The organism is Streptosporangium sp. DT93, assembly GCF_049844535.1.
In the GTDB taxonomy this organism is placed as follows: Bacteria; Actinomycetota; Actinomycetes; order Streptosporangiales; family Streptosporangiaceae; genus Streptosporangium.
This window is the reverse complement of record NZ_JBNCLF010000002.1, coordinates 243380-268868: the sequence shown is the minus strand read 5'-3', so window position 1 is coordinate 268868 and position 25489 is coordinate 243380. Positions and strand designations below refer to the sequence as shown.

The following is a 25489-nucleotide window of genomic DNA, read 5'->3' as shown; positions in this document are numbered from 1 at the left end:
CAGGGCGCGCACCGCGTTCACGACGGCGGGCGCGCGCCTCGGGACGGCCGTGAGGTCCCGGATGCTCGGAGACGGGTGGCCGACGAACCGTTCGCGGGTGGCGGACGTCGTCCTCGCACTGGGTGTCTGGCTGCTGTACGTCGCCCTGACCGTCCTGCAGGGCAGGCTCTCCTCGCAGGGCTTCTCCGTCCTGCTGTTCACGTTCTTCACCGTCTCGTCCGCGGCCCTGCTGTGGCGGCGGAGCCGGCCGGGTGTCGTCGTGGCCGTCACCGCGATCTGCGACAGCGTGATCGTCGTGTCGACGGGCTGGAAGGGGTACGGCCTGCAGGTGATGCTGGCCCTGTACGCGGCGGGCAGGCACGGCGAGGCCCGGCGCGCCTGGATCGCGGCCGTGGCCGCGGCGCTGTTCTATCCGGCGGTGGCGACGGGCGTCCAGCTCGTCACGGCGGCCGATCGCCGGGATTCCGGTTCCGTGGGACTGGTCGTCCCGCCGCTGCTCGTCGGGGCGGGCAGGCTCGTGCGGCTGCGCCGGGAGACCGTCCTCGCCGAGGAGGCCGAACGTGCCGAGGAGATCGTACGGGCGGAACGCCGTCACATCTCCCGGGAGCTGCACGACGTGGTCGCCCACAACATCAGCACGATGCACATCCTGCTGGGAGCGGCGCGCATGACCATGGCCGACGACCCCGCCGCGGCCGAGACCTCCCTGCTCGGCGCCGAGCGCGCCGGACGCGAGGCCCTGGCGGAGATGCGCCAGCTCCTGCGCGTACTCCGTGCCGACCAGGCGAACGATCCGGCCGGCGCGGAGACCTCCCCTGAGCCGGCCGCCCTCCCCGCCCGCGGGGCGGCCGCCCTGCCCGCGCTGGTCGTCCGGGCACGCGAGGCGGAGCAGCCGGTGTCCCTGGAGGTGACCGGCGAGCCCTGCCGTCTGCCCGCCGTGGTCGACCACGCGGTCTACCGGATCGTCCAGGAGTCGCTGACCAACGCGCGCAAGCACGCCGGGAACGCGCCGGTGAGGGTCAGGGTCGTCTACGATCCCTCGGCCGTCGAGGTGGAGGTGGTCGACGACGGGCCCGGCACACCCTCCGGTGGCCGGAGACACGAGGGCCAGGCGGGGGGTGGGTTCGGGCTGGGCGGGATGGCCGAGCGTGTGGCACTCTGCGGTGGGCGGCTGGAGACGGGACCTCTGCCTGAGGGGGGATTCCGGATCCACGCCCGGTTGCCCCTCACGCTCTCCGACACGACCTGACGGCCCGGTCCGGCGGCGACGGCGGCGGGTGGGGTGGTCCGGCGGATTCCGCCGGCCGGTGTCCGGCCGGAAGGCGTCCGGGCGCCGGGAACCGGCCGGACAGGAGGGAGAAGAACATGATCAGGGTGCTGGTCGTCGACGACCACGCGGTGGTGCGCTCCGGCTTCCGGATGATCTTGAACGCCCAGGACGACCTCTCCGTGGTGGGCGAGGCGGGCGACGGCGACGAGGCCCTCGTCCTCGCCCGCGACCTGCTCCCCGATGTGGTGCTGATGGACCTGCACATGCCGGAGACCGATGGCGTCACCGCCACCGGACGGATCACCGCCGAACTGCCCGGCGTGCGCGTGCTCGCGCTGAGCACCTTCGACCTGGACGAGTACGTCGTCGAGGCCCTGCGGGCCGGAGCCTCGGGCTTCCTGCCCAAGGACGTCTCCCCCGAAGAACTGATAGAGGGGGTCCGGGTGGTGCAACGCGGCGACTCGGTCGTCGCCCCGCGGTTGCTGACCCGCCTGATCGGCACCTTCGTCCGGTCCGCACGACCCCGGCCCGCGACGATGCCGCCCGAGCTCGCCGGCCTGACCGGCCGTGAGCGGGAGGTGCTGGTCCTCATCGCGCACGGGCGGTCCAACCCCGAGATCGCCGAAGCGCTCGGCGTGGCGGCCTCCACCGTGAAGAACCATGTGACCGGCCTGTTCGCCAAGCTCGGCGTCCGCGACCGCGCCCAGGCCGTGGTCATCGCCTACGAGGCCGGGTTCGTCACCCCGGGCGCCACCGGCTGACCCGCCCCCGCCCCGCCCCCGCCCGCCTCCTTCTCCGTACACCTCTCACGAGCCTCGCCGGGCCCTCCCGGCGCCGGTCCGGCCTGGGACCGTGCTCCCAGACGGGAGAGCGACCGGCGCCCCGCTCCCAGGCGGGAAATCGTTCCCCGCGACGAGGGAAGGGGCCCGATCGCGGGCGAACCTGGAGACATGAACAGGGACCAGCGATCCATCACACGCCGGGCCGCGGCAGCGCTCGTCACGACAGGAGCCTGCGGGACGCTCCTCGTCTCGCTCCTCACCGCCCCGAACGCCGCCGCCCGAGACCATGACACGCCCTCCGCCGCCGTGCCCGCCGAAGGCCGGGAGGCGAGCGGGGAGACATCAAGGGGCACGAACGGCTCCCGGCATCCGTGCGCCTCCGCGAAGGCCCGCTGCGACGGGGAGATACGGGTACCCCTCGACTGGAGCGATCCGGCGTCGGAGCGGATCACCGTGGCGTTCGCCTGGCTCCCCAGGAAGGACGCCTCCCGCCCCGCGGCCGGAACCGTGCTGGCCAATCCCGGCGGGCCCGCGCCGGCGCTTCCCGCGGTGCCGTCCCTGACCGAGGCGCTCGGGCCGGTGCTCGACCGGCACGACCTCCTGGTGGTCGAGCCGCGCGGGCTGGGGAGGTCCAGCCCCCTGCTCTGCCCGGGACTCGACCTGGAGCGCCAGGAGAGCGTCGGCGCCTGCGCCGCGCACCTGGGCCCGCGCGTCCGGTTCTTCACCGCCGACCAGGCCGTCGCCGACATGGACGCCGTCCGCGCGGCGCTGGGGGTGCCGAAGGTGACGTTCTACGGCGTCTCCTACGGCACCCTGTTCGCCCAGGCGTACGCCGCCCGCCACCCGGACCGCCTGTCGGCGGTGATACTCGACAGCATCGTCCCCACGGGCCCGGACGGTTACGTGACCAGGCCGATCCGCAGCGGCGCCCACCTGCTCGACGTGGCCTGCGCCCCCTCGCGCGCCTGCCGGCGACTGCCGGGCACCCCCGCCGACGCCCTCGCGAGGCTGGTACGGCACCTGCGCGAACACCCCGATCCGGGGGTGCGGCTCCCGTCACTCGGGCACCTGACGAACAACCTCTACCTGCCGATGGTCGGCCGCGAGCTGAACGCGGCCGTCGCCGCGTACCTGGACGGCGACCCGCTGCCGCTGCGCCGGCTGGCGCGGGTGATCGACGCGGCCCCGAGGGCGCCGCTGCGCGGCGCGGAGCTGGCGGGCCTGATCTCCTACACCTGCGCCGACAGCGCCTTCCCGTTCGAGCGCGGGGCCGCGCCGGACGAGCGGCGGCGCCAGCTGGAGCGCCACTACGACGCCGAGCGCCCGTTCAGCCCGTTCACCGTCGCCGATCTCGGCGCGTCCTCCTCGCAGCGGCCGATCCTCGGCATGCAGGACATCTGCGTCGGCTGGCCGACCCCCCGCAGCAGCCCGCCCGTGCCGCCGGGCGCGGTGTACCCGCGGGTGCCGGTCCTGGCCCTGGGCGGTGACTTCGACACGACCACGCCTGCGGAGGCGGCCGCGGTGACCCGCCGCTTCCCGGTCTCCGTCTTCTCCCGGGTCCGTGCCGGCGGCCACGGCCCCACCGTGAGCACGCCGGCGAACGCGTGCGCCCGCGGCGCGATGCGCGCCTTCATCGCCGACCCGTACGCCTCCGGCGGCGCGCCCCGATGCGACGAGGCGACCTACCGCGCCCTGGGTTCCTTCCCGCGGACCGCGGGGCGGGTGCCGCGGGCCCGCGGCACCGGCCTGACCGGCGAGGAGCGGAAGGTCGTCGCGGCCACTCTCGCCACCGTCGCCGACGCGGCGGCCAGGCGCGATCCCCTCAGGTCCCCGTACTGGCAGGAGGCCACCGAGGCGGGCCTGCGCGGCGGCCTGCTGACGTTCGGCGACGGGACCGGCGGAGCGGTCGCGATCACGCTCCGGGACGTCCGGTTCGCCGACGACCTCTCCGTGGACGGCGAGGCCCGCCTGAACGGCGGGGACGCCACGGCCCGGCTGACCGTCACCGGAGCCGGCGGGTCGCACGCCGTGGAGCTGAGGTGGGAGGCGTTCCGCGCCCGGGACGACATCGCCGTCTCCGGCACCGTCACGGGCCGCCCCTTCACCGCGACGGTCCCCGTGCACTGACGCCCCGGCCCCGCCCTCGCGCCCCCGGCCTGCCGGCCCCCGGACTCACCGTCCCGAACCCACCGTGTCACCGGTCACCGGCCGTCGTTCCGAACGCGCCGCCCTCGTACGGCTCAGAGGTCTCCGAGGCCGAGCTGGCGGGCGATCAGCATGCGCTGGACCTCGCTGGTGCCCTCGCCGATCTCCAGGATCTTGGCGTCCCGGTAGAAGCGGCCGACCGGGTACTCGTTCATGAACCCGTACCCGCCGAAGATCTGGGTGGCGTCGCGGGCGTTGTCCATGGCGGCGTCGCCGGCGACCAGCTTGGCGATGGCGGCCTCCTTCTTGAACGGCTCGCCCGCGAGCATCCTCTCGGCCGCGTGGTGGTAGGCCAGGCGGGCCGTGTGGGTGCGGACCTCCATGTCGGCGATCTTGAACTGGATGGCCTGGTAGTGGCCGATGGGGTGGCCGAACGCCTGGCGCTCGCGGACGTAGCGCAGCGACTCGTCCACGCAGCCCTGGGCCAGGCCGACGGACAGGGCGGCGATGGCGACGCGGCCCTCGTCGAGGGTCTGCAGGAACTGCGCGTAGCCGCGGCCGCGCTCGCCGAGCAGGTTGCCCGCCGGGACGCGGCAGTCGGTGAAGGAGAGCTCGCGGGTGTCGGAGCAGTTCCAGCCCACCTTGGAGTACTTCTTCGAGACGGTGAGGCCGGGCGTGCCGGACGGCACCAGGATCGTGGAGATCTCCTTCTTGCCCCCGGCCCGCTCGCCGGTGATCGCGGCCACGCCGATGACGCCGGTGATGTCGGTGCCGGAGTTGGTGATGAACGCCTTCGACCCGTTGATGACCCACTCGTCGCCGTCCAGCACGGCGGTGGTGCGCATGCCGCCGGGGACGTCGGAGCCGCCGCCCGGCTCGGTGAGGCCGAACGCGCCCAGCATCTCGCCGGTGGCCAGCTTCGGCAGCCACTCGGCGCGCTGCTCGGGCGTGCCGAACCGGTGGATCGGCATCGCGCCCAGCGACACGGCCGCCTCCACGGTGATCGCCACGCTGGAGTCGACCCTGGCCAGCTCCTCCAGGACCAGGCAGAGCGCGAAGTAGTCGCCGCCCATGCCGCCGTGCTCCTCGGGCAGCGGCAGCCCGAACAGGCCCATCGCACCCATCTGCCGCACGATGTCGTAGGGGAACTCCTCGCGCTCGTAGAGGTCCCCGATCACCGGGGCCACCACGTCGCGGGCGAACGCCTCGACGGTCTTGCGCAGGTCCTCGTACTCTTCGGTCAGCTTCGGCATGGTCACTCCTTGACGTTGTCCGCGGTCGTGCCCTGACCGGGGGCCGGGGTGGTGGCCCGGCCGGGCCCTGCGGGCGGGGTGCCGCCCAGGGCCTGGACGACCCGTGAGGGGCTGGGGCGGCCGAGCCTCGCGGCCAGCCAGGTGCTGGTCTCCACCAGCGACGCGAGGTCGAGCCCGGTCTCGATGCCGAGACCGTGCAGCATCCAGACCAGGTCCTCGGTGGCGAGGTTGCCGGTGGCGCTCTCGGCGTACGGGCAGCCGCCGATGCCTCCGGTGGAGGCGTCGACCACGGTCACGCCCTCGCGCAGGGCGGCGAGGGTGTTGGCCAGCGCCTGGCCGTAGGTGTCGTGGAAGTGCACCGCGAGCCGCGAGGGGCCGCCGAACGCCTCGATCAGCGCGGCGACGTGGCCAGGGGTGCCGACGCCGACGGTGTCGCCGAGCGAGAGCTCGAAGCAGCCCAGGTCGAGCAGCCTGCGCCCGACGGAGACGACCTGGCCGATCGGGGTGGGCCCCTCCCACGGGTCGCCGAAGCACATCGACACGTACGCGCGGACCCTCAGGCCGTGCGCCAGCGCCCGCGCGACGACCGGCTCGAACATCTCGAACTGCGACTCCAGCGTCCGGTTGAGGTTCCTGGACGCGAACGTCTCGGTGGCGCTGGCGAAGACCGCGATCTCCTCGACGCCGTGTTCGAGGGCCCGGTCGAGGCCGCGCTCGTTGGGCACGAGCACCGGGTAGCGCACGCCCGGCACCCGTTCCATGCTCTCCAGCAGCTCCGACGCGTCGGCGAGCTGGGGCACCCATTTCGGGTGCACGAAGCTGGTGGCCTCGATCACGCGGTGCCCGGCGGCGGCGAGCCGGGCGACGAACTCGGCCTTGACCTCGACGGGGACGATCGCGGACTCGTTCTGCAGCCCGTCGCGCGGCCCGACCTCGTGGATCGTGACCCGTTCGGGCAGCCCTTCAGCCCGGACCGGGTACGGTTCGCGCGTCACGGCTCCTCCCCGCGTACGACGGCCAGCACGGCGTCCATGGCGACCGCCTGGCCCGCGCGGACCCGCAGCTCCTCCACGACGCCGTCGATCGGCGCGGTCACGGTGTGCTCCATCTTCATCGCCTCCACGATGAGCAGTGGCTGTCCCTGGGCGACCCGGTCCCCCGGCGCGGCCTTCACCACCAGGACGGTGCCCGGCATGGGGCTGCGGACCTGCCCGTCCCCGGCGCCGCCCGCGCCCGCCCGGTCGGCGGGGTCGCCCAGGTGGCGGCGGGTCAGGGCCCAGGCGTCGCCGTCGCGGGCGAGCCAGACGGTGTCGCCGTCCAGGGCGGCGGCGTAGCGCCTGGCGGTCCCGCCGACGGTGACGATCACGTCCTCCCCGGCCTCGGCCAGGCGCGCCCGTACGGTCACCGGCCCGGCCTGGTCGCCACCGGCTCCCGGGGTCCCCGCCCCGGCGCCGGAGGCGGACGGCTCGTCACCGGGCAGCCGGATCTCGGCCCCGGTGCCGGGCAGGCCGCGGACGCGGAGCTCGTGGACGCCGTCGCGGCTCTCCAGCCGGTAGACGGTCCACGCCGCCTCGCCCAGCCGCCAGCCGTCGGGGACATCCCACGGGTCGGCCGGCGCCGCGGGGACGTGCTCGCGGTGCAGCAGGAGCGCGGCGGAGGCCAGGACGTCGGCGGGGACGCCCTGGGCGGGGATCAGCTCGTCCAGGTGGCGCTCGACGAGGCCGGTGTCCAGGTCCCCGGCGAGCACCGCGGGGTGGCCGATCAGCGCCCTCAGGAACGCGATGTTGGTGGGCACCCCGAGCACCGCCGTGGCCGCGAGCGCCCCGTCCAGCCTGCGCAGGGCGCTCGCCCGGTCCGTGCCCCAGGCGATGACCTTCGACAGCATCGGGTCGTAGTCGCTGCCGACCACGCCGCCGGTCACCAGCCCGGAGTCGACGCGCACGCCGCGCGGCTCGCGCAGCGCCAGCACCCGGCCCCCGGTGGGCAGGAAGCCCCGGGAGGGGTCCTCGGCGTAGACGCGGGCCTCGACGGCGTGGCCGGTGAGCTGGACCCGGTCCTGGGTGATCGGCAACCGCTCGCCCGCGGCGACCCTGAGCTGGAGCTCGACCAGGTCCAGCCCGGTCACCAGCTCGGTGACCGGGTGCTCGACCTGCAGCCGGGTGTTCATCTCCATGAAGTAGTAGTCGCCGGTGGAGCCCTGGACGATGAACTCGACCGTCCCCGCGCCGGTGTAGCCGACCGACCTGGCGGCCTCGACCGCGGCGGCGCCCATGGCGGCCCTGGTCGCGGCGTCCAGCAGCGGGGAGGGCGCCTCCTCGATGATCTTCTGGTGGCGGCGCTGGAGGCTGCACTCGCGCTCGCCCAGGTGGACGACGCCGCCGTGCGCGTCGGCCATCACCTGGATCTCGATGTGCCGGGGGTTCTCCACGAACCGCTCGATCAGCAGGGTGGAGTCGCCGAACGCGGCCGCGGCCGTACGGCGGGCCGAGGCCAGCGCGTCGGGCAGCTCCCCGGCGGAGCGGACCAGCACCATGCCCTTGCCGCCGCCGCCCGCCGAGGGCTTGATCAGGGCGGGGAACCCGACGCGGGCCGCGGCCTCGGCCAGGTCGTCGTCGGGCTCGGCGCCGCCGGGGACGACCGGGACGCCCGCGGCGGAGACGGTCGCCTTGGCCCGGATCTTGTCGCCCATCGCCTCCACCGCCTCCGGGGGCGGGCCGACGAAGACCAGCCCGGCCCCGGCGCAGCGCCGCGCGAAGCCGGCGTTCTCGGCGAGGAAGCCGTACCCGGGGTGGACGGCCTGGGCGCCGGTGGCCGCCGCGGCGGCGAGGATGGCGTCGACGTCCAGGTAGCCGCCGGGCAGGCGTACCGCGACGTCGGCCTCGCGGACGTGCGGCGCCGAGGCGTCGGCGTCGCTGTGCACGGCGACCGAGCGGATGCCCAGCCTCCTGAGGGTGCGGGTGATCCGCAGGGCGATCTCGCCGCGGTTGGCGACGAGCACGGTGTCGAACATCCGGCGAGACTCCGAAGGCTCCGAGGGATGGGTCATGGTCGCGGTCACATCCGGAAGACGCCGTAGCCGACGGGTTCGAGGGGGGCGTTGGCCGAGGCGGACAGGGCCAGGCCCAGGACGGTGCGGGTGTCGAGGGGGTCGATGACCCCGTCGTCCCAGAGCCTGGCGGTGGAGTAGTAGGGGTTGCCCTGCTCCTCGTACTGCGCGCGGATGGCGTCGGGGTCGGCGTCGCCCACGGTGGACAGGACGTTGGCGGCCTGCTCGCCGCCCATCACCGAGATGCGCGCGTTCGGCCACATCCACATGAAGCGGGGCGAGTAGGCGCGCCCGGCCATCGCGTAGTTGCCGGCGCCGAACGAGCCGCCGACGACCACGGTGAACTTGGGCACCCGCGCGCAGGCGACGGCCGTGACCATCTTCGCGCCGTGCTTGGCGATGCCGCCCGCCTCGTACGCCTTGCCGACCATGAAGCCGCTGATGTTCTGCAGGAACAGCAGCGGGACGGACCGCCGGTCGCACAGCTCGATGAAGTGCGCGCCCTTCATGGCGGACTCGGCGAACAGGATGCCGTTGTTGGCGACGATCCCGACGGGGTGGCCGTGGACGCGGGCGAAGCCGGTGACGAGCGTGCTGCCGTACTCGGCCTTGAACTCGCCGAACCGGCTGCCGTCGACGACGCGGGCGATGACCTCGCGGACGTCGTAGGGGGTGCGGGTGTCGGCGGGGACGATGCCGTACAGGTCGCGGGGGTCGTGCGCCGGCTCCTCGGGCGCGGCGCGCTCCCACGGGGCGGGCGTGCGCGGCCCGAGGGTGGAGACGATGTCGCGGACGATCCGCAGCGCGTGGCGGTCGTCGTCGGCGAGGTGGTCGGTGACGCCGCTGACCCGGGCGTGCAGGTCGCCGCCGCCCAGCTCCTCGGCGGTGACCTCCTCGCCGGTGGCGGCCTTCACCAGCGGCGGCCCGCCCAGGAAGATCGTGCCCTGGTTGCGGACGATCACCGCCTCGTCGCTCATCGCCGGGACGTACGCGCCGCCCGCGGTGCAGGAGCCGAGGACCGCGGCGATCTGCGGGATGCCGCGCGCCGACATGGTCGCCTGGTTGTAGAAGATCCGCCCGAAGTGCTCCCGGTCGGGGAAGACCTCGTCCTGGCGGGGCAGGAACGCGCCGCCGGAGTCGACGAGGTAGACGCACGGCAGGTTGTTGTGGAGGGCGACCTCCTGGGCCCGCAGGTGCTTCTTGACGGTCATCGGGTAGTAGGTGCCGCCCTTGACGGTGGCGTCGTTGGCGACCACCACACACTCGCGGCCCGAGACGCGGCCCACCCCGGTGATGATCCCGGCGGCGGGGGCCTGGTCCCCGTACATGCCGCCCGCGGCGAGCTGGGAGAGCTCCAGGAAGCGCGAGCCGGGGTCGAGCAGGGAGTCGACGCGGTCGCGGGGCAGCAGCTTGCCCCGGGAGACGTGCCGGGCGCGCGCCTTCTCGGAGCCGCCGAGCGCCGCGACGGCGAGGCGTTCGGCGAGCTCGGCGACGAGCCGCTCGTTGACCTCGGTGTTGCGCTTGAAGCCCTCGCCACCCGGGTCGCAGGTGCTTCTCAGCACCGGCCAGCCACTCATCCGAGCCTCCCTCGTCCGGCTCCGTCGCCGCTGTGTCGCCGTCGTGTCATCGCTGTGGCCACCGTGATCGCCGTCATCGCCGTCATCGTCCGCTTCGGGGCCGGCGACCGGCGCCTTCACGGCCGATGTTAGTCATCATTAACGTTACCGTCTACCATACGAGAGGTGACGACCGATCGGACCCCCACCCGCGTCCGCGGCTCGCGGCGCACGGAGATCCTCGACGCCGCGGCCGCGCTGTTCGCGGCGCGCGGCTTCCACGGCGTCTCGATCGAGGACATCGGCGCCGCCGTCGGCACCTCGGGCCCCGCCCTCTACCGGCATTTCAGCGGCAAGGACGCGCTGCTCGCGGAGATGCTGCTCGACGTCAGCGAGCGCCTGCACACCTCGGGATCGCGCCGGGTGACCGAGGCCGCCGACGCCGAGGAGGCGCTGGACTCCCTGCTCGGGTGCCAGATCGAGTTCGCGCTGAACCATCCGGCGCTGATCACGGTGCACGACAGGGAGCTGGGCAACGTCCCCGAGCCCGCGCGCCGGCGGATCCGCAGGCTCCAGCGGCTCTACGTCGAGGAGTGGGTCACCGTGCTGAGCGAGCTCTACCCCGGCCGCTCCCAGGCCGGGCTGCGCGCCGCCACGCACGCCGTCTTCGGGCTGCTCAACTCCACCCCGCACAGCGCCGGCGAGCTGCCGCCCGCGGCGATGGCGGGCCTGCTGCGCGGCATGGCCCGCGCGGCGCTGGCCGCCCCCGAGGGTTAGGAATCGTTAACTCCGCGAGGGACGCCCGAAGAGCCGCGCGTTCCTGGCACGCCCCTGGCGCGGCCCCGACTCCCTGACGCGGCTCCGGCCCCCGGTCCCCGGCTCTCGGTTCCCTGGTTCCCTGGTTCCCAGGCCCCTGGTTTCCCGGCTCCGTGGTTCCCGGCTCCCCGGCGCCGTGGCGGTCGGTCTCCGCCGCGCTACCAGGGGTTTTCCTTGGTCCCCAAGTGAGACGCAAGTTCGTTCTGCGACTTTTGGCGTCCGGCACCGAGATCGCAGGAGATTCTTCATGGGGGTTCGCACCTTCTTCCCGTCCGGGCGGACGCGCGGGTGGACGACACCGTTCCCGCCGTACGCACCCTCCCGGGAAGAGATCCGGGAGGGTGCGCGGCCCGCGCCATGGGCCTCGGCGACTCCGGCGGCCTCGGTGACCTCGGTGCCCGTGGCCGTCCCGCCGCTCTCGCCGTCGTTCTCCCCACCGGACCCGGAGCCCGGGACGGCCGGTGAGAGCACCGTGACGTATGTCCGGCGCGTCCTCAGGGGCCGCGCGCCCGACCGGCCGAGGTCGGCGGCGATCGTCGTCCTCACCGCGGGCGCCACGGTCTCCCTGGTCACCCTGGTCGCGTTCGGCGCCGTGCTCGGCCAGGTCTGGCTGATGCCCCCGCTCGTGGCCAGCGCCGCCCTGGTCTTCGGCGCACCGGCCCTGCCGCTGGCGCAGCCGCGGAGCGTGATCGGCGGCCAGTTCCTGGCGGCGCTCACCGGATTCGCCGTACTGGCCCTCGCGGGTTCCTCCACCTGGGCCGCGGCCGTCGCGGGCGGCCTGGCCCTCGGGGTCACGGCCCTGACGCGTACGCCGCACTCCCCCGCCGCCGCCACCGCGACGATCGTGGTCGCCCAGCACCCGCCCATGCTGCCGTTCCTGGCGATCCTCGTCGCCGCGACCGTCGTCCTGGTGATCGTCGGCATCCTCGTCGGGCGCAGCGGGGTGACACCGCGCTATCCCGCCTACTGGTGGTGACGAAGCGACATCACGGCTCTCCTCACGGTCACCCGCCCCCGCATTTTCCCGGCCCTCACACCGGGGAGGAGAACCCCGTTCGAGGTTTCTCCTTTTATGGCGTACGACGACAAAGGCGTCTTCCGCGCCGCTCTCCCGGAAAAGGTGACGACGGCCGGAACGAAACCGCCTGTACCGGGGAGGCGCCGTCCCCCGGTACGGGTGCCTGCCGACCGTGACACCGCGTCACCTGGCGGGCGGGACGGGCTCGGGCATCCGGCCGGACACGGCGCCGACGACATCACGACATAAACGGAAATAATCGCATTTTCGGTAAGAGATCATTAAATGTGACAGATTGTCATAAATGTCTGTCGTGGAGAATCGGGCGGCCGACATCGGGGCATCAAAGATGTGAAGGTTCGGGACGGCGTCTCCCGATGAGGACATAATCGGGTTGTGGCGCGCGACACTGTTGAGACCCGTTTCACCGAGGCCGTGACCGCCCTGCGCCCCGGGGCACCGCGCGATCCCGGCCTGCCCGTACGGGAGGGCACGACCCTGACCGGGGCCCGCTGCCTGGAGCTGTTCGAGTTCCAGCTCGCCAGCAGGCTGCTGGACGTCACCGCCCGCTGGCTGCGCGAGCAGGGTCAGGGTTTCTACACCATCGGCTCGGCCGGGCACGAGGGCAACGCCGCGGTCGCCGGCGCGCTGCGCGCCACCGACCCCGCCCTGCTGCACTACCGCTCCGGCGCCTTCTACCTCGCACGCTCGGCCATGGCCGGGCGGCTGCCCGAGGAGGGGATACGCGACGTGCTGCTCGGCCTGACCGCCTCGGCCGAGGAGCCGATGGCGGGCGGGCGGCACAAGGTCTTCGGCCATCCCGACCTGGCGGTGATCCCGCAGACCTCCACGATCGCCAGCCACCTGCCGCGCGCGGTGGGCGTGGCCTTCGCCGTCGAACGCTCCCGCCAGCTCGGCCTGCCCGGGCGCTGGCCCGCCGACGCGATCACGGTGTGCAGCCTCGGCGACGCCTCGATGAACCACGCCAGCGCGCTGACCGGCGTCAACACCGCCGCCTACGGCGCGTACCAGAAGCTGGCGCTGCCGATCCTGTTCGTCTGCGAGGACAACGGCCTGGGGGTGAGCGTGCGCACCCCGGACGGCTGGATCCAGGCCGCCCGCCACCCGATGATCGAGTACTTCGACGCCGACGGCTGCGACCTGGCCGACGTCCACGACGTCGCGACGGCCGCCGCGGACCACGTGCGCCGGACCCGCTCCCCCGCCCTGCTGCGCGTCGGCACCGTCCGGCTGATGGGTCACGCCGGTTCCGACGTGGAGCTGTCGTACCGGAACAAGCGGGAGATCGACGCCGACCTGGCGCGCGACCCGCTCGTCGCCACCGCCCGGCTGCTCGTCGAGGCGGGACTGACCACCCCCGACGAGCTGCTGCTCCACTACGAGACGACACGCGAGCACCTGTTCAAGATGGCCATGGAGAGCTCGCGGCGCCCCCGCCTGACCTCCGCCGCCGACATCGTCGAACCGCTGGCCCCGCGCACCCCCGCGGCCGTCGCCGCGGCGAGCGCGACGGCCGCGGCGCCGGAGGTCAGGCAGAGGGCGTTCGGCGGCAGGCTCCCCGAGCAGGAGGGGCCGCTGACCTTCTCCCAGGCGGTCAACCGCACCCTCGTCGACGCGCTGGCCTCCCACCCCGACACGCTGGTCTTCGGGGAGGACGTGGCGCGCAAGGGCGGCGTCTACGGCGTCACTCGCGGCCTGCAGAAGCGCTTCGGGCTCGGCCGGGTCTTCGACACCCACCTCGACGAGCAGGCGGTGCTCGGCCTGGCGCTCGGCTCGGGCCTGTCCGGCCTGCTGCCGGTGCCCGAGATCCAGTACCTGGCCTACCTGCACAACGCCCTGGACCAGATCCGCGGCGAGGCCGCGACCCTGTCGTTCTTCTCCCGGGGTGCCTTCCGCAACCCGATGGTGGTGCGAGTGGCCTCGTACGCCTACCAGAAGGGCTTCGGCGGCCACTTCCACAACGACAACTCCGTGGCCGCGCTGCGCGACATCCCCGGCCTGGTGGTGGCGTCCCCGGCCCGTCCCGACGACGCCGCCTCGATGCTGCGCGGCTGCCTGGCCGCCGCCCGCGTCGACGGCAGCGTCTGCGTCTTCCTGGAACCCATCGCCCTGTACAACACCCGCGACATGTTCGAGGACGGCGACGGCGGCTGGCTCTCCCCCTACGTCCCCCCGGCCCGCTGGGCGGAGACCCACGTCCCGATCGGCCGCGCCCGCAGCTACGGCGACGGCCGCGACCTGACCATCGTCACCTTCGGCAACGGCCTGCGGATGAGCCTGCGCGCCGCGGTCAGGCTCACCGCCGAGGGGTACGGCTGCCGGGTCCTGGACCTGCGCTGGCTCTCCCCCCTGCCGGTGGAGGATCTGATGCGGGCCGCCGACCTGACGGGCAGGGTGCTGATCGCCGACGAGACCCGCCGCACCGGGGGCGTCTCGGAGGGCATCGTCGCCGAGCTGCTCGACGCGGGGTTCACCGGCAGGATCGCCCGGGTGACCTCCTGCGACAGCTTCGTCCCGCTGGGGGAGGCCGCCGGGCACGTGCTGCTGTCGGAGGACGAGATCGAGGCGGCCGCCCGCAAGCTGCTCGGCTGATCCGCTCGAAGCCGTCCGGCCGATCCGCCCGGTTGTTCGCGAGCCGCTCCCGGCCGATCCGCGCGCGGTGCCGCCGGAGCCGCTTCGGCGTTTCGGACGGGATCTCGGAAAACCGCCTCGACCTGTTCGCGGAACGTGTTCAATGCATAACGCGTCGTTACGGAGCATGGCCCTGATCCGGCGACGGTCCTCCCTCCATATCCCCCTGATCAGGAGGTAACATGCCCGACGTGGCGATCAAAAACACCGGTCAGCGCGTGGCTGACCTGGAGGCCTGGGCTTTCCGGACGGGTTCCGACCTGGCCGACATCAAGGAGACCCTGAGCGATCTTCCCACGATCATCCGTGAGGAGGTCATGATGTACACCGCGCCGATGTTCGAAGAGATCATGAACAGGATGGCCACCAAGGAGGACCTCTCCGCGCTGTCCGTCAAGGTGGACGGCCTGGAGACCAAGGTCGACGGCCTGGAAGCCAAGGTGGACGGCCTGGAGACCAAGGTGGACAGCCTGGAAGCCAAGGTGGACGGCCTGGAGACCAAGGTCGACGGCCTGGATGTTCGGATGGGCGCCATGGAGGGGCGCATGGACTCCATGGAGGGCAAGCTGGACCTGATCCTGGTCAAGCTCAGCTGACCGGCGCGTACGGGTCCCGCTGATCGCGGGACCCGGGGCGTCGGACCGGGGCATCTCGGCGGCCGGTGCGTGTCAGATGCCGGGCGACTCCCGCCTGACCGCCTTCGGACCGCGCGTCCCTGAAAGGTTCGCCTGTGGGGGACGGCGCGATGTTCGTCAACGCGGGGAGGCGGCGACGGTCGCCCTGACGCGGCGGTGCAGCCAGATCAGAGCCACGGCCAGGAGCAGGGCGCCGACGCTGAGGTCGTAGCGGCCGCCGAGCCCGACCAGCGCGTCGAGCCCGATGAAGAAACCGATGATCCCCGTGACCACCCAGAGTCCGTCATGTCCCAGCGGCCCCGTCGTGGTCCAGCCGGGCGGGCCGAGTCCCCACCGGTACGCCAGCTCCCGGCACAGCAGGGTCCCGCTGCCGTAGAGCGCCGCGAACATCGCGAGTTTCCACGGCAGCAGCAGGTCGAGCGGGGAGGTGGCGGTCGACAGCACCTCCCCCAGGTACGGCGCCAGCAGGAGCAGTGCGATCACGGGACGCCAGGTCATGCGCCGATCCTGCCCCGGCCCGCCGGTTCCCGGCCACCGTCTTAGGTGGGTACGCCTACGACCGAAGTCGCACCGGGACGTCCCGCACACCGGCCCGGTGGACCCTTCCGGTCACGGTGTCGACGGCGTCCGGAGCTCGCCGTCGACGCGGCGCGGGATCTCGTCGAACCCGTCGCGCAGCTCGGCCGGCAGGACGAACTCGGGCGCGTTCTGCCAGGCCACCGGCCGCAGGAACCGCCGGACGGCGGTGGCGCCGACCGAGGTGTGCTGGGAGTTGGTCGACGGCCAGGGGCCGCCGTGGTGCTGGGCCCAGGACACCGCCACTCCCGTCGGGTATCCGTCGAACAGCACCCGGCCCGACTTCATGCGCAGGGCCGCCTCCAGCCGGACCACGAGGTCGCGGTCGGCCTCCTCGGCGTGGATCGTCCCGGTCAGGGAGGCGGGAAGCTCTCCGATCAGGGAGGGCAGGTCGTCGCCGTCCCGGTATCTGACCAGCAGGACGACGGGGCCGAAGCACTCCTCGACGTCGCGCGGCCTCAGGTCGGCGGCGTCGATCGTGAGCACCCGGGCGCGGACGCCGAACCCGTCCCCTCCGGATCCCGTGCCGGTCGCGACCGTGCCGACGGCGTCGTCGGAGGTCAGCTCGTCGATCCCCCGCCGGTAGGAGGCGGCGATGTTCTCGTTGAGCAGCACGTACGGGGAGGCGGCCGACAGCGACGTCGCGACGATCTCGACGAGCCGGTCACCCGCCTCGCCTGCGGGGACGAAGGCCAGGCCGGGTTTCGTGCAGAACTGCCCGCCGGAGGCGGTGAAGGACGCGGTCAGCCCCTCGGCGATCGCCGGGCCGCGCGCCCCGGCCGCGGCCGGGGTGATCACCAGCGGGTTGATGCCGCTGAGCTCCCCGAAGAACGGGACGGGGTCCGGCCGCTCGTTGATCGCCTGCAGCAGCGCACGGCCTCCGGTCAGGGAGCCGGTGAAGCTCACCGCCGTGACGAGCGGGTGCCTCACCAGGTCGACGCCCGCCTGACGGCCGAACACGAGGGAGATGACCGCGTCGGGCAGTTCCGCCTGGCGCGCCGATCGGCGCAGGATGCCGGCGCACAGCACGGAGGTCGCGGGATGGGAGTCGTGGACCTTGACCACGACGGGACATCCGGCCGCGACGGCGGAGGCGGTGTCGCCGCCGACGACGGAGAAGGCCAGCGGGAAGTTGCTCGCGCCGAAGACGGCGACCGGCCCGAGCGGGACCAGCATGCGGCGCAGGTCCGGGCGCGGTCCCATCGGGGTGTCCCCCGGGGGGTCGAGCGTGGCCTCCAGGTAGCCGCCCTCGGTCACGACCCCGGCCAGGAACCGCACCTGGAAGATCGACCGGGTGAGCTCGCCGCCGAGACGGACGTCACCGAGGGCCGTCTCCCTGTCGGCGATCCGGACGATCTCCTCGCGGTGCTCCTCCAGGGCGTCGGCCCAGGCGCCGAGCAGGCGTGCGCGGCCGGAGCGGCCGGCGTCCTGGAGTGCCTGGAAGGCCCGGAACGCCTCGCCGACGGTCTCGTCGACGAGGTCGGGGCCGGACTCGTCGGCGACCGGGCCGTGGCTCGCGCCGGTGCGCGGATCGATGCTGAGGACGGCGCTCACGTGTTCTCCTCGCGTTCTGCCGGGTGTGTCACCCGGGGGTGGGGGCGCCGGTGCCGGTCGTGACCCGGCGGTCGCCGCGGACGTGTGTCACCCGGGGCGGCCGTGACCCGGTCGTCGTCGTGAACGTCTGTCACCCCGGAGTGGGGGCGCCGGGGGCGATGAGCTTTCGCTCTCGCAGGTCCTCCCAGAGCTGCGCCGGGATCGGGTGGGAGGCGAACCGGTCGTTGTCGCGTACCTCGCGCTCGGTGCGGGCGCCCACCAGGACGCTGCCGATCGCCGGGTGGGCGGCCGGGAACTGCAGGGCCGCGGCGATGAGCGGCACGTCGTGGCGGGCGCAGACCTCGGCGATGTCGCGCGCCTGCCGGAGGCGTCCGGGTGAGGCGGGGACGTAGTCGAAGGTGGCGCCGGGTGAGGGGTCGGCGAGGATGCCGCTGTTGAGGACACCTCCGGCGTTGATCCCGATGCCGTTCTCGAGGCAGAGCGGCAGGAGTTCCTCCATCGCGCTCTGGTCGAGCAGGGTGTACCGGCCGGCGAGCAGGAAGTAGTCGAACCGTGCGTTCCTGGCGAAGTCGGCGAGCATCTCGGACTGGTTCATGCCCACCCCGATCGCGCGGACGACCCCCTGCTCGCGCAGGCTGTCGAGCGCCCGGTACGCGCCGTCCACCGCCTCGGCGTAGTGGTCGTCGGGGTCGTGGATGTAGAGCAGGTCGACGCGGTCGAGCCCGAGCCGTTCCAGGCTCTCCTCCAGGGATCGCATGACCCCGTCGTAGCTGTAGTCGAAGACCGGGTTGGCCTCCCCGGAGGTCTTGTAGAAGTGCTCACCGCCGTGCAGTTGCTCGGGCGAGGGCGGGGCGCCCTCGCGGATCAGGCGGCCCACCTTCGTGGAGATCACGTACTCGTCCCGGGGACGGTCGCGCAGGGCGCGCCCGAGCCTGCGCTCGGACTCCCCGTAGCCGTAGAGCGGGGCGGTGTCGAACGAGCGGATCCCCAGGTCCCACGCCGTCCGGATGGCGGCGGCCGCGTCCTCCTCCGGCACGCCGGTGAACAGGTTGCCCAGGGGGGCGGTGCCCAGCCCGAGGGGGTGGGCGGTTCCGGTCGTGCCGGCCGGCGGGGGCAGCGGGGCGATCGACGAGGTCACGTGATGTCCTTCCGTGCGGGTCGGCGGATCAGGCGGAGGCGGGGGCCTGGACGTCGAACAGGTGGCGCTGCGCCGGGGAGAGCCGCTCGTACAGGCCCTCGGTCAGGTGGTCCTGCTGCACGAACTGCTGCATCAGGTCCCGTCGCGTGTACGTCAGGTGCAGCATGCGGCGGCGGGCGCCGTCCTTGTTGGACGTGCCGCCGTGCCACAGGCTCGCGTTGCAGACGGCGACGGAACCGGCGGGGGCGGTGAAGAGGATCTGGCCGGGGTACTCGGCGTAGGGGTCCTCGGGGAACCTCGTCTGGTCGCCGTACTCGCCCCGCTGCTCCTCGCCCTCGGCCAGGTTCACCGTGGGCGTGTTGTTGTGCGGGAGCCGGTGCGAGCCGGGCACGATGCGCGTCGGGCCGTTGTCGAGGGTCAGGTCGTCGAGCACGATGAGCGCGTTCACCAGGCGCCAGTCCTCCTCCGCGCTCTTGGGCACGTCGCTGTGGAGCGGCTGGTCTCCCCCGCCCTGGTGCGGGTCGCGGATGTTGGCGCCGTGCAGCTTGAAGTCGCCGAGGAGGTAGTAGGAGGCCGCGAGCACCGGCTCGATGGCGAGCGCCGCGTCGAAGACGTCCGACTTGTTGAACAGGTCGGAGAGCCGGGTCGCGCCGGCCTCGGCGTCCATGACCACGCCGCTGCCGGACTCCGCCTCGACGACGCGGTCGAACTCCTCGCGCATGGCCACGCACTGCTGCGGGGTGAGCACGTTCTCGACGATGAAGAACCCGTCGCGGTCGAGGGCCTCGCGCTGCTCGGAGGTCAGGGCGGGGGTCACGCCGAGTTCGGCGAGCGCCTGCTTGGTGTCCATGGTTCCTGCTCCTCTTGCTGTTCCGGCGCGGTGTGGCGCGGCCGGTGACCGGAGATCGTTACGGATGTGGGCGGGCCGGCTCGGCCGACTCGTCGAGGATGGCGCGAAGGCCGCGCTGGGTGGAGTGGACGTGCGCCAGGGCCGTCGCCTCGGCGAGCGCCGGGTCGTGTTCGAGGAGGGCGGTGAAGATGTCCTCGTGCTGGCGCAGGGTGAGCTGGGAGACGTCCTCCTGGGAGGCGACCCGCAGCCGCCGGGAGCGGATCGTGGGATCGGCCAGGCCGCGCAGCACCGCGGCGAGCCACATGTTCCCGGTCGACTCGGCGATGCAGTTGTGGAAGGCGGCGTCGTGCTCGACGAACGACTCGGGGTCGTCGGCGGTGCGCCGCATCGCCTCCAGGTGCGTCCTGAGGGTGTCGAGGGCCTCGTCCGACATGCGCAGCGCCGCGAGGGCGGTCGCGGCCGGCTCCAGGAGCCTGCGGACCTCGATCACGTCGAGAACGGTGTCGTTGCGGGCGAGCTGGGCGGCGAACCCGATCCCGCGGAGCAGTTCCTCGGGCTGCAGGTCGGTCACGTAGGTGCCGTCGCCGCGCCGGACCGAGAGCATCTGGGCGTGGGTGAGGGCTCTGACCGCCTCGCGCATCGATCCGCGGGAGATGCCGAGCTGCTGCGCCAGCTCCGTCTCGGGGGGCAGCCTGGCCCCCGGAGGGAACACACCGGACACGATCAGCTCGCGAAGTCGCTCGATGGCGATGTCTGTGATTCGCACGGTGGATCCCTCCGAAGGTGAGGTCGGTGTCGTTACTTCTCGACCGGCGGGTTGATCAGCTTCTCGATCTTCGGATCGTTGATGTTGTCCTGGGTGACGAGAGTGGCGCCGGTGTCGACATTCTCCCCCTTGCCCCCGTCGATCATCTTCTTCAGCGTCATCACGCTCTCGTAGCCGATCTTGTACGGGTCCTGGACCACGAGGGCGGCCACGGTGCCGTCCTTGAGGGCCTTGACCTCGTCGGGAGCGTTGTCGAAGCCGACGACGGTCACGCCCGTCGCCTTCTTGGCCTCCAGCGCGCGGATCGTGCCGATCACGCTCGGCTCGTTGAGGCCGAAGACGGCGTTGAGGTCCGGGTGGGCGCTCAGGACGTCGTTCATGATGGTCAGGGACTTGTTGACGTCACCGTCGGTGTACTTCTTGGCGACGATCTCGATGTCGGGGTACTTCTCGGTGAGCCGGTCGGTGAAGCCCTTCTCCCTGGCCTGGGAGGTGGCCGAGGTCGCCAGGAACGGCAGGAGGGCGACCTTGCCCTTGCCGCCCAGCTTCTCGCCGATGAAGTCGGCGGCCTGGCCGGCGGCGTTCTCGTTGTCGGTGGCGATGAGCGGGATCGACTGCGGGTCGATGCCCGCGTCGGCGCTCACGATCGGGATCTTGGCCGCGGCGGCCTGCTCGACGATCGGGGCGAGCGCCTTGGTGTCGTTCGCCGCGAAGGCGATGCCGCTGACCTTGCGGTTGACGAAGTCCTGCAGGATGTTCGTCTGGCCGGTGATGTCGCTCTGCGTGGCGGTGCCGCGCCACACCAGCTCGGCTCCGAGCTCGTCCGCCGCGGCCTTGGCCCCGGCGTGCAGACTGCCCCAGTAGAAGTAGCCGGTGGAGCCGGGGACGACGGCGATGGTGAGCTTCTGGCCCCCGCCCCCTCCCGTGGCGCCGGGGGCGGCGGTGGTGTCGCCGCCGTCCCGGCCGCAGGCGGCGAGGACGAGCGAGAGGCACACGACGGGGACGACGGCGAGCGCGCGCCTCGCCCTGCGGCTGGCTGGTTTCCTGGTGGCGTTCATGGTGACCTCGATCAGGCGGGGTGGTTCACGGACGGGCGGGACGGTTCGAGGAAGAAAGGGGTGGTTCACGGAGAGGCAGGGTGGTTCATGGAAGGGCGGGGTGGGTCAGGTGGCCTTTCTGGCCCGGCGGTGGCGGAACTGGTCGTAGAGGACGGCCAGGATGACGACGACGCCGACGATGACGCTCTGCCAGAACGTCGAGATGTTGAGCAGGTTGCTCCCGTTGCCGATGAGCTGCAGGATCATCGCGCCGACGACGGCGCCGACGATCCTTCCCTCGCCGCCGAAGAGGCTGGCACCTCCGATGACGGCCGCCGCGATGGCGTTGAGGTTGTAGTTGGTCCCCGCGGTGGGCTGGCCGCTGACGACCCGCGACGCCTCGAGGATTCCCGCGAGCCCCGCCAGGAGCCCGGAGATCACGTACAGCGCGATGAGGATCGCGGCGACGTTGATGCCCGACAGCCGGGCGGTCTCGGGGTTGCCCCCGATGGCGTACGCCGCGCGGCCGAGGGTGGTGCGGGAGAGCAGGAAGTGCCCGGCGAACGCCACGACCAGCATCACGACGATCGGGACCGGGATCCCGAACACGGTGCCGTTGCCCAGCCACTTGAAGCCGTCGGGCAGGCCGTAGACGGCCTTGCCGTCGGTGATCAGCAGCGCCGCGCCTCCGCAGACGCTCAGCGTGCCGAGCGTGGTGATGAAGGCGGGAAGGCCCAGCTTGCTCACCAGCAGGCCGTTGACCAGCCCGACCAGTCCGCCGGCCACGACGCCGGCGAGCATCCCGAGCGGGACGCCGACCCCGTACTCGACGATGGCCACGGTGGAGACGACCCCGGCCAGGCCGACCACCGTGCTCACCGACAGGTCGATGCCGGCCGCGACGATGACCATGGTGGCGCCGACCGCGATGATGGCGAGGCTCGACATCTGGACGAGGTTGCCCAGGATGTTGGAGGTGGTCAGGAAGTGGGGGGTGAGGATCCACAGCACGACGCAGATCACGAACACGATCGTGAAGGGGGCGAGCTGCTGGCCCAGCGGGGCGACGAGGGCGCGCCAGCGCGCGCCGGGCGGTGACGTGGCCGCGTCCGGCGAGCCGCCCGCAGGCCGCGGGACTTCGTTGGTGGTCTTCACGGACGGTCCTCCGGAGTTCCGGTGGTGCGGGCGGGGTCGGGAGTGCGGGGGGCGGGAGCCACCGGGTTCACCGGATCAACCGGGGTCGCCGGGTCGACCGGGGTCGCCGGGTCGACCGGGGTCGCCGTGGGCACGGGAGGCGCGGGCGGGGCGGGGGGCGCGGGGGCGGGATCGGCGAGGAGCGAGTCCACGTAGCCGGTGACCCGGGTGAACTCCTCGGGTTTGGCCTGGCCGGTGGCGTCGTACATCACCGACTCCGACGTGGCGTCCCCGCGGTCGTACTCGCCGACGACGGCGCCGTCGCGCATGACGAGCACCCGGTCGCTCATGCCGAGGACCTCGGGCAGGTAGGAGGAGACCAGGATGACGGCCTTGCCCTCCCTGGCGAGGTCGTTGACGAGCTGGTAGACCTCCGCCTTGGCCCCGACGTCGATCCCCCGGGTCGGCTCGTCGAGGATCAGCACCTCCACGCCCGCGGCCATCCACTTGCCCAGGACGACCTTCTGCTGGTTGCCCCCGGAGAGCTCGCCGACCTTCTTCTCGACCCCGTTGGTCACGATGCGCAGCCGTTCGGTGGTCGTGACGGCCAGGCGTCTCTCCTGGAGCGACTTCATGACCCCGTAGCGGGCGTTGAGCGACAGGCAGGCCAGGCCGATGTTCTCGCGGACGCTCAGGCCGCCGACGATGCCGCTGGCGCGGCGGTCGTCGGACAGGTAGCCCAGGCCCCTGCGGATCGCGTCGCCGGGACGGCGCGGGTTCAGGGCCGCGCCGTCGAGCTCGACGGTCCCCGAGGTGCGGGGGATGTCGCCCACCAGGCAGCGCATCAGCGCCGTGCGGCCGGCCCCGAGCAGGCCGGCGAATCCCAGGACCTCGCCGCGGTGCACCCGGAAGCTGACGGGGACGTCCCTGCCGTCGACGACGAGGTCGCGGACCTCCAGGATGACCTCGCCCCGGGGGATCGACTCCTTGGGCATCATGTCCGACAGCACGCGGCCGACCATCTCGCCGATGAGCTGGTCGACGTTCGTCTCCGCGGTCCGGTGGGTGGCGATCGTCCTGCCGTCGCGCATCACGGTCACGCTGTCGCAGACGACGAAGATCTCCTCCAGGTTGTGGGAGATGTAGACCACCGCGATGCCCCGGGCCGACAATCTCCTGATCAGCGCGAAGAGCTCCTGCGTCTCGGTCTCGGTGAGGGCGGAGGTCGGCTCGTCGAGGATCAGGACCTTCAGGTCCCCGGCGACCGCCTTGGCGATCTCGACCATCTGCTGCTGGGCGATCGTGAGGGTGCGGGCGAGCGCGTCCAGGGGGACGCCGACGTTCAGCTCCTCCAGGGCCTGGGCGGCCCGCTCGCGGACGCCGTTCCAGGACACCACGCCGTAGGAGGCGGGCGGGCGGCCGAGCGTGATGTTCTCGGCGACGGTGAGGTTGGGCGCCAGGCTCATCTCCTGGAAGACCATGGCGATCCCCAGCTCCCGCGCGTTCCTGGGGGTCTGGTGGGCGACGACCTCGCCGTCGACGCGGATCTCGCCGTCGTCGGGGTGCTCGGCTCCGGCCAGCACCTTCATCAGCGTGGACTTGCCGGCGCCGTTCTCCCCCAGCAGGGAGCGGATCTCCCCCGGTTCGATCTCGAAGTCCGCGCCGTCCAGGGCCTGGGTGCCGGGGAAGGCCAGCCGCACCTTCGACATGGACACGACCGGGCTCATCGGGCGTCCGCCCAGATCGCGCCGCCGGGGTAGGCGTAGTCCCGCAGGGTGCTCTCGTGGATCTGGGCGCTGTAGCCGGGGGCGACGGGGGCGACGTAGCGGCCGTTCCGCATCCGGACCGGGTCGACGAAGTGCTCGTGCAGGTGGTCCACGTACTCCACCACCACGTCGTCGAAGGACGCGCCGACGGCGATGTAGTCGAAGATCGCCAGGTGCTGGACGTACTCGCACAGGCCCACGCCGCCGGCGTGGGGGCACACCGGGATCTTGTGGTGGGCGGCCAGGAGCAGGACCGCGACGACCTCGTTGACCCCGCCGAGCCGGCAGGCGTCGATCTGGCAGAAGCCCATGGCGCCCGCCTGGAGGAACTGCTTGAACATGACGCGGTTCTGGACGTGCTCGCCGGTGGCGACGCGGATCGGGGCGATCTTGCGGGCGATCTCGGCGTGCCCGAGGACGTCGTCGGGGCTGGTGGGCTCCTCGATCCACCACGGGTCGAACGGCGCCAGGGCCTCCATGTTGCGGATCGCCTCGTCGACGTTCCACACCTGGTTGGCGTCCATCATCAGCTTGCGGTCCGGCCCCAGCACCTCGCGCAGGATGCCCGCGCGGCGGACGTCGTCGGCGAGGTCGGCGCCGACCTTGAGCTTGAGGTGTCCCCAGCCGGCCTCGACCGCCTCGGTGGCGAGGGCGCGGAGCTTGTCGTCGCTGTAGCCGAGCCAGCCCGCCGAGGTGGTGTACGCGGGCACGCCCTCGCTGTGGATGAGGGCGGTGCGCCCGGCCCGGCCCTCGACGCGTGACTCCAGCAGCTCCAGGGCCCGCCCGGGCGGGAGCACGTCGCCGATGTGGCGGAAGTCGACCAGGTCGACGAGCTCGCGGGGGCTCATCTCCGACAGCAGGCGCCAGAGCGGCTTGCCCTCCCTCTTGGCGCGCAGGTCCCAGACCGCGTTGACGATCGCGGCCACCGCCAGGTGCACGACCCCCTTCTCCGGCCCGAGCCAGCGCAGCTGGCTCTCGCCGGTCAGCCTCCTCCAGAACCCGCCGAGGTCGGCCAGGGTCTCCTCCAGGTCGAGGCCCACCACGAACGGGGCGTAGGAGTCGATCGCCGCGGCGCACAGCTCGTTGCCCCGGCCGATCGTGAAGGTGAATCCGTGTCCTTCGTGACCGTCGCCGGCGTCGGTACGGATGACCACGTACGCGGCCGAGTAGTCGGGGGCGGGGTTCATCGCGTCGGAGCCGTCCAGCCAGCGCGACGTGGGGAAGCGGAGGTCGATGGACTCGACTGCGGTGATCTTGGTCAAGGGGGCTTCCTTCGTCACGGGTCGCGTGGCGGACCTCGTCGTACCAAACGTCGAATGTTTAGGCCACGAAACACCCAGCCCTCCAGGTTGTCAATAGGTTTCGGGCGGGTAAAAACCCGGCGTTCCGAGCGAGGCGCCTCCCGGGAGAGTGGCGTTCTTCGGCGAAGAAAGGGCTGTTCAGTCCACGATGATCGGAAAAGAAGGGGGTCCACCACCAGGCTGGACCGGGTTTC

Annotated in this window: 20 protein-coding genes; 7 read left to right on the top strand and 13 right to left on the bottom strand. The window is 72.6% G+C overall.

What is annotated here, in order from left to right; all coding sequences use genetic code 11:
* Nucleotides 1-97: 97 nt before the first annotated feature.
* The 3 genes from ACLQ2R_RS06435 (at nt 98) to ACLQ2R_RS06425 (ending at nt 4179) form a co-directional block, all read left to right on the top strand.
* Nucleotides 98-1249 (top strand): sensor histidine kinase, encoded by a 1152-nt coding sequence (locus tag ACLQ2R_RS06435; protein WP_425958392.1) that lies wholly within the window; start codon nt 98-100, stop codon nt 1247-1249.
* Between the two features lie 116 nt (nt 1250-1365).
* Nucleotides 1366-2031: a response regulator gene (locus ACLQ2R_RS06430; RefSeq protein WP_425958391.1), complete on the top strand. Its 666-nt coding sequence runs from the start codon at nt 1366-1368 to the stop codon at nt 2029-2031.
* Between the two features lie 189 nt (nt 2032-2220).
* Nucleotides 2221-4179: an alpha/beta fold hydrolase gene (locus tag ACLQ2R_RS06425; protein WP_425958390.1), complete on the top strand. Its 1959-nt coding sequence runs from the start codon at nt 2221-2223 to the stop codon at nt 4177-4179.
* Between the two features lie 113 nt (nt 4180-4292).
* Here ACLQ2R_RS06425 and ACLQ2R_RS06420 read toward each other — a convergent pair whose 3' ends face one another.
* Genes ACLQ2R_RS06420 through ACLQ2R_RS06405 form a run of 4 tightly spaced genes read right to left on the bottom strand, consistent with a single transcriptional unit; the run spans nt 4293 to nt 10073 of the window.
* A complete protein-coding gene (locus ACLQ2R_RS06420; protein ID WP_425958389.1) occupies nt 4293-5450 on the bottom strand; it encodes an acyl-CoA dehydrogenase family protein in 1158 nt (385 codons plus the stop codon).
* A 2-nt stretch (nt 5451-5452) separates the two neighbouring features.
* Nucleotides 5453-6445: a hydroxymethylglutaryl-CoA lyase gene (locus ACLQ2R_RS06415; RefSeq protein WP_425958388.1), complete on the bottom strand. Its 993-nt coding sequence runs from the start codon at nt 6443-6445 to the stop codon at nt 5453-5455.
* Nucleotides 6442-8460, bottom strand: coding sequence for a biotin carboxylase N-terminal domain-containing protein (locus ACLQ2R_RS06410; protein WP_425958387.1), 2019 nt, complete (start codon nt 8458-8460; stop codon nt 6442-6444). The genes ACLQ2R_RS06415 and ACLQ2R_RS06410 overlap by 4 nt, the downstream gene beginning before the upstream one ends.
* Before the next feature lie 44 nt (nt 8461-8504).
* Nucleotides 8505-10073: a carboxyl transferase domain-containing protein gene (locus ACLQ2R_RS06405; protein ID WP_425958386.1), complete on the bottom strand. Its 1569-nt coding sequence runs from the start codon at nt 10071-10073 to the stop codon at nt 8505-8507.
* A 156-nt stretch (nt 10074-10229) separates the two neighbouring features.
* Here ACLQ2R_RS06405 and ACLQ2R_RS06400 point away from each other — a divergent pair, with 156 nt between their 5' ends.
* The 4 genes from ACLQ2R_RS06400 (at nt 10230) to ACLQ2R_RS06385 (ending at nt 15134) form a co-directional block, all read left to right on the top strand.
* Nucleotides 10230-10829 carry a TetR/AcrR family transcriptional regulator gene (locus ACLQ2R_RS06400; RefSeq protein ID WP_425958664.1) on the top strand — a complete coding sequence of 200 codons (600 nt, stop codon included), beginning with the start codon at nt 10230-10232 and terminating at the stop codon, nt 10827-10829.
* A gap of 424 nt (nt 10830-11253) precedes the next feature.
* Complete coding sequence (locus tag ACLQ2R_RS06395) at nt 11254-11844, top strand: HPP family protein (protein ID WP_425958385.1); 591 nt, start codon at nt 11254-11256, stop codon at nt 11842-11844.
* A gap of 438 nt (nt 11845-12282) precedes the next feature.
* Nucleotides 12283-14499 (top strand): thiamine pyrophosphate-dependent enzyme, encoded by a 2217-nt coding sequence (locus tag ACLQ2R_RS06390; protein ID WP_425958384.1) that lies wholly within the window; start codon nt 12283-12285, stop codon nt 14497-14499.
* A 230-nt stretch (nt 14500-14729) separates the two neighbouring features.
* Nucleotides 14730-15134 (top strand): DUF2730 family protein, encoded by a 405-nt coding sequence (locus tag ACLQ2R_RS06385; RefSeq protein WP_425958383.1) that lies wholly within the window; start codon nt 14730-14732, stop codon nt 15132-15134.
* A gap of 156 nt (nt 15135-15290) precedes the next feature.
* On the opposite strand, the gene ACLQ2R_RS06380 is transcribed toward ACLQ2R_RS06385, so the two are convergent.
* The 9 genes from ACLQ2R_RS06380 to ACLQ2R_RS06340 all read right to left on the bottom strand — a co-directional run bounded on the left by ACLQ2R_RS06380 (nt 15291) and on the right by ACLQ2R_RS06340 (nt 25256).
* Nucleotides 15291-15671 carry a hypothetical protein gene (locus ACLQ2R_RS06380; protein WP_425958382.1) on the bottom strand — a complete coding sequence of 127 codons (381 nt, stop codon included), beginning with the start codon at nt 15669-15671 and terminating at the stop codon, nt 15291-15293.
* Nucleotides 15672-15782: 111 nt separating this feature from the next.
* Complete coding sequence (locus ACLQ2R_RS06375) at nt 15783-17303, bottom strand: aldehyde dehydrogenase (NADP(+)) (RefSeq protein ID WP_425958381.1); 1521 nt, start codon at nt 17301-17303, stop codon at nt 15783-15785.
* Between the two features lie 130 nt (nt 17304-17433).
* Nucleotides 17434-18441, bottom strand: coding sequence for an aldo/keto reductase (locus ACLQ2R_RS06370; RefSeq protein WP_425958380.1), 1008 nt, complete (start codon nt 18439-18441; stop codon nt 17434-17436).
* A gap of 28 nt (nt 18442-18469) precedes the next feature.
* Nucleotides 18470-19291, bottom strand: coding sequence for a phytanoyl-CoA dioxygenase family protein (locus ACLQ2R_RS06365; protein WP_425958379.1), 822 nt, complete (start codon nt 19289-19291; stop codon nt 18470-18472).
* Between the two features lie 58 nt (nt 19292-19349).
* Complete coding sequence (locus tag ACLQ2R_RS06360; protein ID WP_425958378.1) at nt 19350-20057, bottom strand: FadR/GntR family transcriptional regulator; 708 nt, start codon at nt 20055-20057, stop codon at nt 19350-19352.
* 32 nt (nt 20058-20089) lie between these two features.
* Nucleotides 20090-21115 (bottom strand): ABC transporter substrate-binding protein, encoded by a 1026-nt coding sequence (locus ACLQ2R_RS06355; RefSeq protein WP_425958377.1) that lies wholly within the window; start codon nt 21113-21115, stop codon nt 20090-20092.
* A gap of 105 nt (nt 21116-21220) precedes the next feature.
* The gene (locus ACLQ2R_RS06350) at nt 21221-22249 is read right to left on the bottom strand and encodes an ABC transporter permease (RefSeq protein WP_425958376.1); all 1029 of its coding nucleotides are present in this window, start codon (nt 22247-22249) and stop codon (nt 21221-21223) included.
* Nucleotides 22246-23955 (bottom strand): sugar ABC transporter ATP-binding protein, encoded by a 1710-nt coding sequence (locus ACLQ2R_RS06345; protein ID WP_425958375.1) that lies wholly within the window; start codon nt 23953-23955, stop codon nt 22246-22248. Before ACLQ2R_RS06345 ends, ACLQ2R_RS06350 begins: the two co-directional genes overlap by 4 nt.
* Nucleotides 23952-25256: an enolase C-terminal domain-like protein gene (locus ACLQ2R_RS06340; protein WP_425958374.1), complete on the bottom strand. Its 1305-nt coding sequence runs from the start codon at nt 25254-25256 to the stop codon at nt 23952-23954. The genes ACLQ2R_RS06345 and ACLQ2R_RS06340 overlap by 4 nt, the downstream gene beginning before the upstream one ends.
* Nucleotides 25257-25489: the final 233 nt, after the last annotated feature.

Coding starts and splice junctions, on each gene's coding strand:
- ACLQ2R_RS06425 (WP_425958390.1), top strand. CDS start 2,221: ATGAACAGGGACCAGCGATCCATCACACGCCGGGCCGCGGCAGCGCTC.
- ACLQ2R_RS06405 (WP_425958386.1), bottom strand. CDS start 10,073: ATGAGTGGCTGGCCGGTGCTGAGAAGCACCTGCGACCCGGGTGGCGAG.
- ACLQ2R_RS06420 (WP_425958389.1), bottom strand. CDS start 5,450: ATGCCGAAGCTGACCGAAGAGTACGAGGACCTGCGCAAGACCGTCGAG.
- ACLQ2R_RS06365 (WP_425958379.1), bottom strand. CDS start 19,291: ATGGACACCAAGCAGGCGCTCGCCGAACTCGGCGTGACCCCCGCCCTG.
- ACLQ2R_RS06355 (WP_425958377.1), bottom strand. CDS start 21,115: ATGAACGCCACCAGGAAACCAGCCAGCCGCAGGGCGAGGCGCGCGCTC.
- ACLQ2R_RS06345 (WP_425958375.1), bottom strand. CDS start 23,955: ATGAGCCCGGTCGTGTCCATGTCGAAGGTGCGGCTGGCCTTCCCCGGC.
- ACLQ2R_RS06430 (WP_425958391.1), top strand. CDS start 1,366: ATGATCAGGGTGCTGGTCGTCGACGACCACGCGGTGGTGCGCTCCGGC.
- ACLQ2R_RS06410 (WP_425958387.1), bottom strand. CDS start 8,460: ATGTTCGACACCGTGCTCGTCGCCAACCGCGGCGAGATCGCCCTGCGG.
- ACLQ2R_RS06380 (WP_425958382.1), bottom strand. CDS start 15,671: ATGACCTGGCGTCCCGTGATCGCACTGCTCCTGCTGGCGCCGTACCTG.